This window comes from Streptomyces sp. NPDC001002, from assembly GCF_053599215.1.
The window spans coordinates 1-14,029 of sequence record NZ_JBSFLV010000206.1 but is presented as its reverse complement, the minus strand read 5'-3'; the positions used below and the strand labels follow the sequence as shown (position 1 = coordinate 14,029).

Annotated in this window: 14 protein-coding genes; 6 read left to right on the top strand and 8 right to left on the bottom strand. The window is 73.3% G+C overall.

All coding sequences use genetic code 11. The features are described 5' to 3' along the window. Window positions 1-64: 64 nt before the first annotated feature. From ACWDR3_RS44210 to ACWDR3_RS44200, 3 genes are all read right to left on the bottom strand, one after another. Window positions 65-823: an SDR family NAD(P)-dependent oxidoreductase gene (locus tag ACWDR3_RS44210; RefSeq protein WP_450358354.1), complete on the bottom strand. Its 759-nt coding sequence runs from the start codon at window positions 821-823 to the stop codon at window positions 65-67. Window positions 824-920: 97 nt separating this feature from the next. Beyond that, complete coding sequence (locus ACWDR3_RS44205) at window positions 921-2,276, bottom strand: sigma-70 family RNA polymerase sigma factor (RefSeq protein WP_450358355.1); 1,356 nt, start codon at window positions 2,274-2,276, stop codon at window positions 921-923. A 41-nt stretch (window positions 2,277-2,317) separates the two neighbouring features. Beyond that, window positions 2,318-3,226: a LysR substrate-binding domain-containing protein gene (locus ACWDR3_RS44200; protein WP_450358353.1), complete on the bottom strand. Its 909-nt coding sequence runs from the start codon at window positions 3,224-3,226 to the stop codon at window positions 2,318-2,320. A gap of 206 nt (window positions 3,227-3,432) precedes the next feature. Here ACWDR3_RS44200 and ACWDR3_RS44195 point away from each other — a divergent pair, with 206 nt between their 5' ends. Beyond that, window positions 3,433-4,326 carry an SDR family oxidoreductase gene (locus ACWDR3_RS44195; RefSeq protein ID WP_450358352.1) on the top strand — a complete coding sequence of 298 codons (894 nt, stop codon included), beginning with the start codon at window positions 3,433-3,435 and terminating at the stop codon, window positions 4,324-4,326. On the opposite strand, the gene ACWDR3_RS44190 is transcribed toward ACWDR3_RS44195, so the two are convergent. After that, a complete protein-coding gene (locus ACWDR3_RS44190) occupies window positions 4,314-5,435 on the bottom strand; it encodes an EamA family transporter (protein ID WP_450358351.1) in 1,122 nt (373 codons plus the stop codon). The two genes, ACWDR3_RS44195 and ACWDR3_RS44190, sit on opposite strands and share 13 nt — an antisense overlap. Window positions 5,436-5,541: 106 nt before the next feature. Here ACWDR3_RS44190 and ACWDR3_RS44185 point away from each other — a divergent pair, with 106 nt between their 5' ends. Continuing rightward, complete coding sequence (locus tag ACWDR3_RS44185) at window positions 5,542-6,045, top strand: MarR family winged helix-turn-helix transcriptional regulator (protein ID WP_402349331.1); 504 nt, start codon at window positions 5,542-5,544, stop codon at window positions 6,043-6,045. A 39-nt stretch (window positions 6,046-6,084) separates the two neighbouring features. Here ACWDR3_RS44185 and ACWDR3_RS44180 read toward each other — a convergent pair whose 3' ends face one another. Next, window positions 6,085-7,557, bottom strand: coding sequence for an FAD-dependent monooxygenase (locus tag ACWDR3_RS44180; RefSeq protein ID WP_450358350.1), 1,473 nt, complete (start codon window positions 7,555-7,557; stop codon window positions 6,085-6,087). A gap of 128 nt (window positions 7,558-7,685) precedes the next feature. Here ACWDR3_RS44180 and ACWDR3_RS44175 point away from each other — a divergent pair, with 128 nt between their 5' ends. Continuing rightward, the gene (locus tag ACWDR3_RS44175) at window positions 7,686-8,291 is read left to right on the top strand and encodes a TetR/AcrR family transcriptional regulator (protein WP_450358349.1); all 606 of its coding nucleotides are present in this window, start codon (window positions 7,686-7,688) and stop codon (window positions 8,289-8,291) included. Window positions 8,292-8,411: 120 nt separating this feature from the next. Here the strand turns inward: ACWDR3_RS44175 and ACWDR3_RS44170 are convergent, their stop codons facing one another. From ACWDR3_RS44170 to ACWDR3_RS44160, 3 genes are all read right to left on the bottom strand, one after another. After that, complete coding sequence (locus ACWDR3_RS44170; RefSeq protein WP_450358348.1) at window positions 8,412-8,675, bottom strand: hypothetical protein; 264 nt, start codon at window positions 8,673-8,675, stop codon at window positions 8,412-8,414. Between the two features lie 93 nt (window positions 8,676-8,768). Continuing rightward, complete coding sequence (gene malQ, locus ACWDR3_RS44165; RefSeq protein WP_450358347.1) at window positions 8,769-10,898, bottom strand: 4-alpha-glucanotransferase; 2,130 nt, start codon at window positions 10,896-10,898, stop codon at window positions 8,769-8,771. Between the two features lie 29 nt (window positions 10,899-10,927). Next, window positions 10,928-11,140, bottom strand: a complete 213-nt coding sequence (locus ACWDR3_RS44160; RefSeq protein ID WP_450358346.1) for a hypothetical protein — start codon at window positions 11,138-11,140, stop codon at window positions 10,928-10,930. 192 nt (window positions 11,141-11,332) lie between these two features. On the opposite strand from ACWDR3_RS44160, the gene ACWDR3_RS44155 reads away from it, so the two are divergent. From ACWDR3_RS44155 to ACWDR3_RS44145, 3 genes are read left to right on the top strand one after another with little or no spacing between them, the layout of a single operon-like run. Further along, entirely contained in the window at window positions 11,333-11,866 is a 534-nt protein-coding gene (locus ACWDR3_RS44155; protein WP_124000010.1) for a PadR family transcriptional regulator, read from the top strand. Beyond that, window positions 11,863-12,561, top strand: coding sequence for an ABC transporter ATP-binding protein (locus tag ACWDR3_RS44150; RefSeq protein ID WP_450358345.1), 699 nt, complete (start codon window positions 11,863-11,865; stop codon window positions 12,559-12,561). The genes ACWDR3_RS44155 and ACWDR3_RS44150 overlap by 4 nt, the downstream gene beginning before the upstream one ends. Further along, window positions 12,558-13,928, top strand: coding sequence for an ABC transporter permease (locus tag ACWDR3_RS44145; RefSeq protein ID WP_450358344.1), 1,371 nt, complete (start codon window positions 12,558-12,560; stop codon window positions 13,926-13,928). Before ACWDR3_RS44150 ends, ACWDR3_RS44145 begins: the two co-directional genes overlap by 4 nt. Window positions 13,929-14,029 lie beyond the last annotated feature (101 nt).

Sequence of the window (14,029 nt, the reverse complement as noted above, 5' to 3'; positions counted from 1 at the left end):
GGCCCCTTCTTCGGTGCGGTTCGGGCGGGGGGGGCGCGGGCCTGGGCCCCCGCCGCCGCCGTCGTCAGTGGGCGACCATCCCGCCGGTGACGTTGACGAACGTGCCCGTGATCCCGGCCGCCCGGTCCGAGGCGAGGAACACGGCCGTGGCGACGACCTCGGCGAGGGTCGGGTTGCGGCGGGTCATGCGCATCCCGGCGAGGCCCTGGACGATGCCCGCCACGGCGGCCTCGTCGATCGCCGGGTTGACCGCGGCCAGCTTCTCCACGGTGAACGTCTCCGGCACCCCGGCCGCCCACAGCCCCACCGCCCGCACCCCGCGCGGCCCGAGCTCCACCGCCAGATTCCGTACGAGGGTGTCGATCGCGGCATCGGCGGGTCCCGTGCCGCCCATCATCGGACTGCCGTGCGCGGAGGCGCTGTTGAGGGTGAGGATGACGCCGGAACCACGCTCGGCCATCCGGCGTCCGGCGGCGCGGGCGGTGATGAAGTTGGCGCGGACGCCGTTGAGGACGGGCCGCAGGAAGTCGTCGACGGCCAGGTCGGTGAGCGGGGCGCCCTGCACATCGCCGCGGCTGACCAGGTTGAACGAGATGTCGATGTCGCCGACCGACTCGGCGTGCGCCTCCACGGCCGCCTCGTCGAGGGCGTCGACGACCGCGATCTCGGCGTCCTTGAGGTCCGCGGCCGCGGCCTCCAGCGTCTGCCGGGTGCGGCCGACGAGGTGGACGCGGGCGCCTTCGGCGGCGAAGGCACGGGCCACGGCCGAGCCGATGGAGCCGCCGGCGCCGTAGATGATCGCGGTCTTGTCGGTGAGCAGCATGGTGATCTCCTGAAGTGGTGTTCCGTACGGGCCGTTGACACCGATACAGACGCACGCCTTCGCGATCACTCATCGGTCGCTCACCGGACGCTCCCGGTCAGAGCCTGAGGGGCAGTCCGAAGGCCGGGAACAGGTGCGGCTCGAAGGACATGATCTCGGCGATCCGGTCGTCGGCGTCGAAGCGGAGCACGTCGAGGACCTGGGCGCGGTAGACGTTCGTGCCGGGCCTGCGGACGTAACCCCCGGTCGCCAGCTGGCCGTTGGCGCGGGCGGGCAGGTTGCGCCAGTGGCCGAGGAACATCGGGGAGGCCGGGTCGAGGTTGGGCCGCACGAAGTCGACGAGGGCGTCGCGGCCGGTGAACCAGAAGGGGTTGGGCGGCATGGTGAGCGTGACGTCCTTGCTGAGCAGGTCGGTCATCGCGGCGAAGTCGAGGCGTTCGACGGCGGCCATGTACCCCTGCAGGACGGCGCGTTGGGCGTCGGTGGGCGCGGCGGCGGTCCAGTCGCCGCGGCGGTCGGGCAGGTGGTCGCGGAGAGTGGGGCGGGCGCGCTGGAGGGCGCTGTTGGCGGAGGCCACGGTCAGGTCGAGCGCCTCGGCGGTCTCGGCGGCGGTGAGCCCGAGCACGTCCCGCAGGATCAGCACGGCGCGCTGGCGGGGCGGGAGGTGCTGGATGGCGGCGAGGAAGACCAGCTCCAGGGTCTCCTTGCCGACGGCGGCGGCCTCGGGCTGCTCCTCCGCCGAGGGCAACTCGTCGTCGGGGTAGGGCTGGAGCCAGGTCAGCCGGGCCGGGGCCTCGCCGGTGCCGTGGTTCATGCCGGGGATGGGCTCGTAGCGCTGCGGGCGGCGGGCGGTACGGCGCTGGAAGTCGAGGCAGGCGTTGGTGGCGATCCGGTACAGCCAGGTCCGCGCGCTCGCCCGCCCCTCGAAGGCGTCCCGGGCCCGCCAGGCCCGCAGGAAGGTCTCCTGCACGAGGTCCTCGGCGTCGTCGTACGAGCCGGACATGCGGTAGCAGTGCACCTGGATCTCACGGCGATGGGACTCGGTGAGCGCGGCGAAGTCGGTCTCGGTGAGGGTGAGTTGGGGGGCGGGGGTGTGAGGGGCCGGGGTTTCCGCCGTAGGGGCTTCCGTCACGGGGACTTCCGTCACGGGGGTCGGCGTGACGGATTCCCGGGCGCTGTCCCGTGCCGTGCGGGCCACGCGCCGGAGCCGGGCGACGGACGAGGACAGTTCCGTCACGCCGAAGTAGAAGACGGAAGGCGGCTGCGGCACCAGCTCCTCCACCTGCCGCCCGATCTCCTTGATCAGCCCGTGCACACCGGCGCCGGCGTCCCCCTGCCGCTCCCGGTAGGCCTTCTGCCGGCAGGCGGCGGAACAGTAGACGGAACTCCGGCCCGTACGGCCGTTACGAGCGGGCAGCGGCTTCGCACAGACCGCGCAGACCTCGGCGACCACGGGCACCTCCGGGAAATGCGTCACGCGGGGACGAGGTGACGCTACTGCGGATCGGAACCCGTGAGGTGGCTGCGCGCCGCTTTTCTGAAGGCCGTCACCAGGCGTCCCCGGTCACCCGCGCGGGTGGCCAGGGCGACCTGGGCGGGGGGAACACCGGTCAGGGGGACGACCGTGAGGTCGGGGCGGATCGGCCGGCCTCGTGGGTGGGCGGTGATGGCCACGGCCCGGCCGTCGGCGACGACCTCGAACTTGTCCTCCAGGGCGCCGACCACGGGACCGTCGGGTGCGCGGCCGCCGTCCGGGCGAGGTTCCAGGCGCCAGAAGGCCTCCCACGCGGGGTCCGCGCCGGGGACGCGGGGCAGCGGCTCGTCGGCGATGTCGTCGACGGTGACGGACTCCTTGCCGGCCAGCCGGTGGTCGAGCGGGAGCACCACGACCCGCTCCTCGTCGTAGAGGACCGTCACCTCCAACCCGGCGCTGGGCAACGGCAGTCGGGTCACCAGGGCGTCCACCCGGTGGTCGAGCAGGGCCTCACGGGACTCGCCGAAACCCAGGTGCCGGGTCTCCACCTCGGCATCGGGGTGCCGGTGGCGCAGTGCGCGCACCGCCGGGGTGACGATCACGCCCGCGGTGTAGCCGACGGTGATCCGGGGCGGCCGGGCGGCGGCGCGGGCCTGCGCGGCGGCCTGGGCGGCGGAGTGCAGCAACGCCTCGGCGTGCGGCAGGAACACCTCGCCGGCCTCGGTGAGCCGCGTGCCCCGCGGGGTGCGGTCCAGGAGCCGGGCACCCACCTGCTGTTCCAGGCGGCGGATCTGCCGGCTGAGGGACGGCTGGGTGGTGTGCAGGGCGTCGGCGGCGCGGCCGAAGTGCCGGTGCTCGGCCACGGCGGTGAAGTAGCGGACCAGCCGGAGGTCGAGGTCGAGGTCGGGGGTGCCGTCCGAGAAGGGCATGCTCCCACCGTACCGCCACGGCCTGGAGTGATGCCCGAAACGTATTGCGCGATGCGGAACAGGCTTTGGACGCGGAGGGGTGCCCCTTCGGACGATGGAGGCACGGCACCTCTTCTCTCCCGGAGGGACCGCGCCTCCTTTCTCCCGGAGGCATCGCGCCTTCTCTTTCCGGAGGCGCAGCCCTCCTTTCCTCCGAAGGACACACCATGCGCGTATTCGTCACGGGCGCCACCGGCTTCATCGGTTCCGCCGTGGTCCGCGAACTCCTCGCCGCCGGTCACCAGGTCACCGGCCTCGCCCGCTCGGAACGGTCCGCCGCGGCGCTGGTGGACGCCGGGGCCGAGGTCCTGCACGGAAACCTCGACGACCTCGACAGCCTGACCAAGGGCGCCGCGGCCGCCGACGCGGTCGCCCATCTGGCGTTCATCCACGACTTCTCGGACTTCGAGGCGTCCTGCGCGGCGGACCTGCGGGCCATCGAGACGATCGGCGCCGCACTCGAAGGCTCCGGCAAGCCCTTCGCGATCTCCTCGGGCACGGCGGGGCTGCGGCCCGGCCAGGTCGTGACCGAGGACTACACGCCGGAGGGCGAGTGGTTCGGCTCGCCCCGGCTGCGGTCGGAGATCACCGCCCTGGGACTCGCCGACCACGGCGTCCGTTCATCCTCCGTCCGCTTCGCACCCACCGTGCACGGCCGCGGCGACCACGGCTTCGTCCACCTCCTGATCGAGGTCGCCCGCGCCAAGGGCTTCTCCGCGTACGTCGGTGACGGCACCAACCGCTGGCCCGCCGTGCACCGCCTGGACGCGGCACGCCTGTTCCGGCTGACGCTCGAAGAGGCCGCGGCGGGCACCCGGGTGCACGCGATCGCCGAGGAGGGCATCGCGTTCCGGGACATCGCCGAGACCATCGGCCGCCGGCTGGACCTGCCGGTCAACGGCGTCTCCGCCGAGGAGGCCGACGCCCACTTCGGCTGGATCGGCCGCATCGCCGCCCTCGACATCCCCGCGTCCAGCGAACTGACCCGCGAGCGCCTGAACTGGCAGCCGACAGAGCCGGGTCTGCTCGCGGACCTGGAGGAGGGGCACTACTTCGGCTGATGGGCGATGGCTGGGGCGGCGCCGGGAACGGGGACGGCTGCCGCGCGGGCCGCAGACTCCGTTGATGCCGCTGACTCCGCTGATGCCCAGGCGGCCGATCCGGCTGACGCCGGCGCCACCGGATCCCCTGCGGCTCGGGCCACCGGTCCCGCCGACGCCCGGCCGCCTTCTCCTCGCTTCGCCGCGGCACGCGGCAACGCCGTGCCCGCCACGCCCGCCCTCCCCACCGGACCACGCCGCCCCGCCCCCAACTGCCCCACCACCGTCGCCCCGAACGCCAGCGTCATCCCCGCCAGTTGGACCGGGGTCAGTGCCTGTCCGAGGGCGGACCAGCCGACGATCGCCGCGGTCAGCGGGGAGAGCGGGCCCAGGAAGGTGACCTGCGTGGCGGTGAGGCGGCCGATGCCGCGGAACCAGAGCCAGTACGCGAGGGCCGTGTTGGCGAGGGCGAGATAGAGGTAGCCGCCGAGCGCGCAGCCGTCGAGTGCAGGTGGGGCGCCCTCGACCAGGAGCGCGAGCGGGGCGATGAGCAGACCGCCCGCGGTCAACTGCCAGGCGGTGAGCGCCAATGGGCCCACGCCCTCGGGCCGGCCCCACTTCTTGGTGAGCACGGTGCCGGTCGACATGGACGCGGTCGAGGCGACGGCGGCCAGCACCCCGACCGGGTCCAGCGCACCCGCCGCCTTCAGTACGACCAGACTGACACCGAACGCGGCCACGATCCCGGCGACCAGCGCACGCCCCGTCGGCCGCTGCCCGAGCAACAGCGCCGAGAGCCCGACCACGAACAGCGGCCCCACCGAGCCGACCACCGCCGCCATCCCACCGGGCATCCGGTACGCCGACAGGAACAGCAGCGGAAAGAACGCCCCGATGTTCAGCGCCCCGAGCACCGCCGCCTTCGCCCACCAGATGCCGCGCGGCAGCACCCGGGCCAGCGCCAGCAGGACAAGACCGGCGGGCAGCGCCCGCATCAGCCCGGTGAACAGCGGCCGGTCCGGTGGCAGGAACTCCGTGGTCACGGCATAGGTCGTGCCCCAGGAGACGGGGGCGAGGGCGGTCAAGACGGTGAGCACGGTCAGGGTCGAACGCCGGCTTGCGGTGGCCATGGGACGCACCCTTCGAGATAGGTCGATGCTAATTAGCTTAGCGCTAAGCGACTTACCGTCAAGCCACTTTCTTGCGGCCGATCGACCCACGGCGGATACTCGACCCATGACCCACAAAGACCCCGTCGACGCGATCGTCGAGCAGTGGGCGGCGGTGCGACCCGATCTCGACACCGCCGCGATGGAGGTCTTCGGGCGGATCTTCCGGCTCTCCCGCGAGATGGGCGACCGCATGGAGAAGGCGTACGCGCCCTACGGCATCGCCCGCGGCGAGTTCGACGTACTGGCCACCCTGCGCCGCTCGGGCGCACCGCACGCCCTCTCGCCCCGCCAGCTCTCGGCGACGCTGATGCTCACCACGGGCGGCATGACCGGCCGCCTCGACAAACTGGAGCGGGCCGGACTGCTCCGCCGCTCCCCCGACCCGCACGACCGCCGCGCCCTCCAAGTCACCCTGACTGAGAAGGGGTTGGACATCGTCGACCGCGCGGTCGCCGCGGGCCTCGCCGTCGAGACGGAGGCCCTGTCCACCCTCGACGCCGAACAGGCCGGCCAACTGGCCGACCTGCTCAGAGAGTTGCTGGCGGGGACACAGAACACGCAGCGATAGCGGGCCGGTTCAGCCCGGCGCGGCCTCATTCGGTGCCGTTCAACCCACGTGCGCGGCGAGCGCCCGCTCGATCGCCGGCACGTCCGCCGACTCCGCCGCCCAGGCCACGTATCCATCGGGCCGCACCAGCAGGGTCGTACGCCGCCGGCTCGCCCAGCGCTCCACGGCCAGCAGGTCCTTGCGAGCGCCCTGACCGTCGTACCCCTCGGGTTGTTCGTAGCCCTCCGGCGTGATCAGTACGAACCGGCCGCCGCGCAGAGCCTCGTACAGGCGGCCGCCGTCCTTCAGGGCGATGTCCGGGGCGCGGGTGCCGGTGAGGCGGTGGGCGCCTCGGGGGGCCGGGTAGGCGTAGCCGAGGCCGGAGACCTGGGCGAGGGCCTTGCGCTGGACGGGGCAGGCCATGTTGACGAAGGCCGAGACGAGGCCGCGGACGGCGCGGAGCGCCGGGCTCTGCGCGCGGGCGAGGCGGACCAGACCGCCGCTGCTGCGCAGGACCGCCTTGCCGACGGGGTGCCGTTCGGACTGGTAGGTGTCGAGGAGGCCCTCGGGCGCCCGGCCCTGGACGGCCGCGGCGAGTTTCCAGCCGAGGTTGGCCGCGTCCTGGAGACCGGTGTTCATGCCCTGGCCGCCGGCCGGGGAGTGGACATGCGCCGCGTCGCCCGCGAGGAAGACCCGTCCGACCCGGTACTCCGGCGCCTGGCGCTCGTCGCTGTGGAAGCGGGAGAGCCAGCGGGCGTCGTGCATGCCGTAGTCGGTGCCCAGGGCGCGCCGGGTGACCTCCTTGATCTCGTCGAGGTCGATCGGGACGTCGTCGGCCACCTCGTTGCGGCGGTTCCAGCCCATGACCCGGTACCAGCCGTCGCCGAACGAGGCGATCATCGCGAAGGCGTCACCCGCGCCGTTGACCGTGAGCACACTCTCGGGCGGTCGCGCGAGCCGCACGTCCGCCAGGAACAGCGACTTGATGACGGCGACACCGGGGAAGGGCAGCCCCACGGCCCGGCGTACGGCGCTGTGATGGCCGTCCGCACCGACGACGTAGGCGGCCCGCCGGGTGCCGACCGTGCCGTCCGCGCCACGGACGTCCAGGTCGACCCCCTCGCCGTCCTGCCGCAGCCCGACGACCTCGGCCTCGTACTCGAACGTGACTCCCGCCTCCCGCGCCCGCCGCTCCAGCAGCCGTTCGACCTCGTACTGCGGGGTGATCAGCAGGAACGGGAACCGGGACGGCAGCGTGCCGAGATCCAGCGTGAGCCGGCGGAAGAGGCGCAGTCCGGTGATGGTGTCGCCGGTGGCGATCAACTGCTCGGTCAGACCGCGGGCGTCGAGCTGCTCCAGGGTGCGGGCGTGCACACCGAACGCCCGGGACAGGTTGCTGAGTTCGTGCGGGCGCTTTTCGAGCAGGGTGACGGGGACGCCGGCGGCGGCGAGGTCACCGGCCAGCAGCAGACCGGTGGGGCCGGAGCCGACGACGATCACGGGGGTGAGGGTGGAGGCGGGGGTGCTGTTCATGGTGGCCTCCTAATGCCAACGCATGTTTGCCAACGCTTGTTGACGAAGATAGACGCACCTCGGCACGCAAGTCAACACGTGTTGGCAAACGATTGTTGACCAACACGCGTTGGCCTACGCTTGTGGGCATGAACGGGAACGGAAGCGACACCACAGGCCCCACAGGCACCACAGACCCCCCGCGCCGCCGTTCCGACGGCACGCGCGACGCGATCCTCGCCGCCGCGCGAGAGCGCTTCGCGGCCGACGGGTACGAGCGCGCCACCATCCGCGCCATCGCCAAGGACGCGCGCATCGACCCCTCGATGGTGATGCGCTACTACGGCAACAAGGAGGGCCTCTTCGCGGCGGCCGTCTCCGTCGACCTGGAGCTGCCGGACATCGGCGCGCTGCGCCGGCAGGACGTCGGCGAGGTCCTCGTCAAGCACTTCCTCGCCATGTGGGAGGAGAGCGAGGTGCTCACCGCGCTGCTGCGGGTCGGCGCCACCAGCGAGGCCGGGGCCGTGCGGATGCAGGCCATCTTCCGTGACCAGTTGCTGCCGGTCGCCCGCCAGGTGTGCCCGGACCCCGAGCAGGTCCCGACCCGGGCCGCGCTGTGCGCGACGCAGTTGCTGGGGCTCGCGCTGACCCGTTATGTGCTGCGGCTGCCGCCGGTCGTGGCGCTGGCCCGCGAGGAGATCGTGGCGTGGCTGGCGCCCACGGTCCAGCGGTACCTGACCAGGCCCAGCCCCTGAAACACGCCGAGGGCGCCGTCCTCGCGGTGCGTACGGCGGATGCGCGTACGTACGGCGGGGACGGCGCCCTCAGTGTGGAAGTGCGATGACCTCAGTGCTGAAGTGCGGTGAGGAGTGCGGTCAGACCTTCGCCTTGGCCGGAGCCTTCGTCTTCGGCTCGCGGTCCTTGGACTTGTCCAGGGCCAGCACCAGACCCGCGATGATCGCGAACAGGGCGAGCGGCGTCAGCACGTAGAGGCTCAGCGTCTCGATGACGCTGAGACCGTGGCCGGGGTCGTCGCCGTCGTCGCGCGTCAGCGCGAGCGCAGGGGACGACATGAGCAGCATCATCAGCGTCGTTCCGGCAGCCAGGGCGCCGGCGCGCAGGGCGTTCTTCTTGTCCACGATCACAAAAGTATCGAACGACGAATGGGGACGCTCGTCCGGGGTGTCGTATGGGGCGCCCCCGACTCCGGGCCCGGCGCGCCCCTGCCACCGTCACCCCGCCCGGATCACCTCGATCAGGGCGTGCAGTCGCGGTGAGGCCGCGAGTTCCTCCAGGGTGACCGGGCGGCCGTCGGCGTCGGCGATCGGCAGCCGCCAGTTCGGGTACTGGTCCCAGGTGCCCGGCAGGTTCTGCGGGCGCCGGTCGCCGACCGTGTCGGGGAGCCAGATGCCGATCAGGTGGGCCGGGGTGCGCAGCAGGAAGCGGTGCACGGCCTGGATCTCGGCCTCCTCGGTGGAGGTGCTGTGGCCGCCGCCGGTGCCGTGCAGCAGGCCGAGCCGGGCGAGCAGGGCCAGCCACTCCCCCGTGTCCGCCGCCGCCTCGGCCCGTTCCTCGTCCACCGGGCGGGTCAACAGGCCGAGCCGGTCGCGGAGTTCGACGTGTTCGCCGGTGAGACGGGCGGCGGTGGAGGGCAGGTCGTGGGTGGTGGCGGTGGCGAGGCAGTCGGCGCGCCAGGCTTCCGGCGGCACGGGACGGCCGTCGCCCTCCCAGTCCCGCTCGAACCACAGCACGGACGTGCCGAGCACCCCGCGTTCGCGCAGCGCCTCCCGCACACCGGGCTCCACGGTCCCCAGGTCCTCGCCGATGACGAAGGACCCGGCGCGCTCGGCCTCCAGCACGAGGACGGCGAGCATGGCCTCGGCGTCGTAGCGGACGTAGGTGCCCTCCGTGGGCGGGCGGCCCTGCGGGACCCACCAGAGGCGGAACAGGCCCATGACGTGGTCGATGCGCAGGGCGCCGGCGTAGCGGAACAGGGCGCGCAGCAGGCGGCGGTAGGGCGCGTAGCCCGACTCGGCGAGGCGGTCCGGGCGCCAGGGGGGCAGGCCCCAGTCCTGGCCGCGGGAGTTGAAGGCGTCGGGCGGGGCGCCCACCGACATGCCGGCGGCGAAGTACTCCTGCTGCGCCCAGGCGTCGGCGCCCAGCGGGTGCACGCCGACCGCGAGGTCGTGGACGAGCCCGACGGGCATGCCGGACTCGCGCGCTGTGCGCTGGGCGGCGGTGAGTTGGGCGTCGGTGAGCCAGGCGAGCCGGCAGTGGAAGTCGACGCGGTCCATCAACTCGCCGCGGGCGCGTGCCGTTTCGGCCGAGCGGGGGTCGCGCAGGCCCTCGGGCCACCGGCTCCAGTCGGCGCCGTGCACCTCGGCGAGGGCGTACCAGGTCGCGTGGTCCTCCAGCGCCTCGCCCTCGCGGGCCAGGAAGTCGACGTACTCCGCCCGTCGGCCAGGCCCGAGCGGGACCTCGCGGATCAGCTCCAGTGCCTCCCGCTTCAGCTCCCAGACCGCGTCCCGGTCGATCAACTCGCCCTTCTCCAGCACCGCTTCACGCAACCGCGCGCCCTGTTCCAGGAGCGTCCGCAGCCGCTCGGGCTCGGTGACGTACGCGTACTCGGGGACGTCCTCGACGCGCAGGTGGACGGGGTCGGGGAAGCGGCGGGAGGAGGGGCGGTAGGGGGACGGGTCGGTGGGCGGTCCGGGCACGGCCGCGTGCAGCGGGTTGACCTGGATGAAGCCGGCGCCGAGCGCACGCCCTGCCCAGGCGCTCAGTTCGCCGAGGTCCCCCAAGTCGCCCATGCCCCAGGAGCGCCCGGAGAGCAGGGAGTAGAGCTGGACGAGCAGTCCGTACGAGCGTCCGGTGGGCGTGGGCAGATGGGCCGGGGCGACGACCAGGTGGGCCTCGGCGGTGCGGCCGTCGGGCGCGGTGGCGGTCAACCGGTGGACGCCGTGGGGGAGTCGGCCGGTGTCGGCGCGGGTCTCGCCCTGCTCGGTCTCGATCCGCAGCCGGGTGCCGGCCGGGAGAGCGTCGAGCGCGGCGGACGTACCGCCGCTCCACACGACCACGGTCGGGGGCAGCAGCCGCTCCGCCAGTTCGCGCTCCCGGGCGTCGAGCGCCGCGTGGGCCGCCTCCGGGGTGCTCGCGTCGACGCCGAGGGCGGCCAGGGCGAGGGTGACGGCGGTGGCGGAGGCCATGACCGTACGGTCCGGGGACGGGCTGTAGGAGCCGGCGACGCCGTACAGCGCGGCCAGCCGGGTCAGGTCCTCGACGTACGGGTCGACGGCGGGCGGTGCCTCGGCCGGCGACTCCTCGGCGGACGGTTCGGGTGCGTCCGGCCCCTGCGCGCTCATCCTCGGCCTCCCGGCGCCTGCGTGGTCATCTACAGCGCCGTGAATTCCGGCTCTACGTCTGCGAACGGCGCCGACTCGCTGGTCAGCGAGGACGCGTCGGCGAGCGGCGGCTCACTGGTCAGGGGCTCGGCGTCGGGCAGCGGAGGTTCGCTGGTCAGCGGGGTCTCGGCGCAGGCGCCCTCCGCGCTGAAGGCGCAGAGATCCGCCTCGGGTTTGGAGAGGGGGTGTGCCAGTGCGGCCACGGGGGCCTCCTTCTTTCGGGTACGGCGACCTTGCGGGTTACCGCAGGCCTACCCAGTGGGCGCGGTGGCAGACGTACGACCGGGGACTACGTGCCTTTCCTCACATTCTGCGTCAGGTGGCCCGGCACCGCCGTACGCCACCGCGCGCTCCACTATTCACTCAGTACATGTACCGCGTGCATAATGATCGCCATGAGCACCCGCCACATCCTGCTGGGGCTGCTCGCCTCGGGGCCGAGCCATGGCTACGACCTCAAGCGACGGCACGACGAACGCTTCCCGCAGGCCCGTCCGCTCGCCTACGGGCAGGTCTACACGACCCTGCAGCGCCTGGTCCGGGACGGCCTCGCGGAGGTCGAGGGCACCGATTCGGACGGTGGTCCGGAGCGGACCAAGTACCGCTGGACCGACGAGGGGGAGCGTGAACTGGCCGCGTGGGCACGGGAGATCGCCCCGCCCGCGCCCTTCGTGACGAACGAGATCTTCGCCAAGGTCGTCGTCTCGATCCTGTCCGGCGGTGACGCGGACGCGTATCTGCGCGCCCAACGCGCCGCGCACCTGGAGCGGATGCGGGAGCTGACTGCGGTGAAGACCGCGCGGGGCGCCGATCTCGCGACCGTGCTCTCGGCCGATTACGCCCTCAACCACCTTGACGCCGACCTCCGTTGGATGACCACCACCGGGGTCCGGCTCACCACTCTGATCGCGGAGGTAGACGCAGCATGAGCGACAAGGGGGGCGAGGCGGTGCCGCTGTTGGCGGCTCGTGACCTCGTCAAGGCGCACGGCAGGACCGAGGCCCTGCGCGGCGCCTCGGTCGAGCTGCGGGACGGCGAGCTGCTCGCCGTGACCGGCGTGAGCGGCAGTGGAAAATCCACGCTGCTGCACTGTCTCGCCGGGATCGTCCGCCCGGACGCGGGCTCGGTGACGTATGCCGGGCAGCGGCTGGACGAGCTGGCGGAGAAGCGGCTGAGCGAGTTGCGGCGGACCGAGTTCGGGGTGGTGTTCCAGTTCGGGCAGCTGATACCCGAGCTGACGGCGCTGGACAACGTGGCGCTGCCGCTGCTCCTTGCCGGGGCCTCGCGCGCGGAGGCACGGGCCGGGGCCGGCGAGTGGCTGGAGCGCTTCGGAGTGCGCGGCCAGGCGGACCTGCGCCCCGGCGAGATGAGCGGCGGCCAGGCCCAACGGGTCGCGCTGGCCCGGGCGTTGGTGACCGCCCCGCGGATCGTCTTCGCGGACGAGCCGACCGGCGCCCTCGACTCCCTGACCACCGAGCAGGTGATGACGGCCCTGGTCCACACGGCCCGCGACACCGGCACCGCGGTCGTCCTCGTCACCCACGACGACCAGGTGGCGGCCTACGCGGACCGAGAGATACGCCTGACGGACGGGGCCGTGGCCGTGCGGGGGGTGGCGGCGTGAGGGCATGGGGGGCGCTGAGGGGTGATCTGCGGCTGGCCTGGCTGCTCACCCGGGGTGCGGATCGGCGGGAGTGGTGGCGGGTCGGGCTCACCGCCGTCGGGGCGGCGCTGGCGACAGGGCTCGGGCTGGTCGTCGCCGTGTTGCTGCCGCTGGAGGGGCACCACAGGGTGCCCGTGGGCGGCGGGCTGCTCGACGATCCCGGTACCCGGATCGGTGCGGTCGCCGCGCTGTTGCTGCTGTTCATCCCGGTGCTCGGCTTTCTGGGCCAGTGCGCCCGCGTCGGCGCGGTGCAGCGCGACCGGCGGCTGGCCGCGCTGCGGCTCGCCGGGGCCACCCCCGCCCAGACGCGGCGGATCGCGGCGCTGGAGTCGGGGCCGGCCTGTCTGGCGGGGTCGGCGGTGACCACGGCGTCCGCCGTACCGGCGCTGTTGCGGCTGTGGCACCACCCCGTCCCCCTGGCCTGGGCGGGCATCACCGTGGTGGCCGTCGGCGTGCCGGTGCTGGGCGCGGCGGTGAGTGCCCTGATGCTGCGCGGGGTGGTGGCTTCTCCGCTGGGGCGGATCCGGCGGCTGCGGCCGGCCGAAGGCCCGGGGCGGCTGTTCCGGGTGGCGACGGCGGTGCTGGTGCTGACGGTGGTGTACATCGTGACCACCCCCTTCCACGACGTGCCCTTCGAGTTCGCCCTCACCCCACTCACGGTCTTCGGCGTGTGCCTGCTGATCGGTGCCGTCGCGGTGTGGCTGACCGGCGCCTCGGCCCGGCAGCTCGGCGAGGGCATGGCCGCCCGCGCCCGGCGCCCGGCGGTGCTGATCGCGGCGGAGCGACTGCGGGACGACCCGTGGGCGGGGGCCCGTACGCATGCCGCGGTCCTGCTGGTGACGGTCGTCGGCTCGGGCTTCATGGGGATACGGCAGGTGCTGCTCTCGGTCCTGCACGACCGGGCGGACGGATACGCGGCGGACATCGGGTTCTACGAGAACGGCCTGAACCTCGTGGGTCTCGCGCTCCTCGTCGCGTTCGCCCTGGTCCTGTCCGCGCTCGCCGTCGGCACCGCCGAGTCCGTCGCCACCCGGCGCCGTGGACTCGCCGCCCAGGTGGCGGCCGGAGTGCCGTACTCGGTGCTCGCGCGGGCGACCCTGCTGGAGACCGCGCTGCCGCTGGCACCCGCGCTCACGCTGGCGGGCCTCGGCGGCATGACGATCGGCGTCTGGTACGGAGCCGCCGCCTCTGAGCACACGGCGATCCCCGTGCCGTACATGGCACTGCTGGTCCCGGTCGGCGGTTACGCGCTCTGCCTGCTGGCGGCGGCCACGTCACTGCCGCTGCTGCGCCGCTCGGTGCGGCCGGGCGAGCTGCGGTACGCGTGAGCGTCCGCCCCGGCGGCTCGGGGGGCTGCCGGGGCGGACGGCGCCCGGGGAAGGGCGGCGGTCGGGGCCTTCGGGTTCGAGCTGTTGGATTCCGCGCCCGC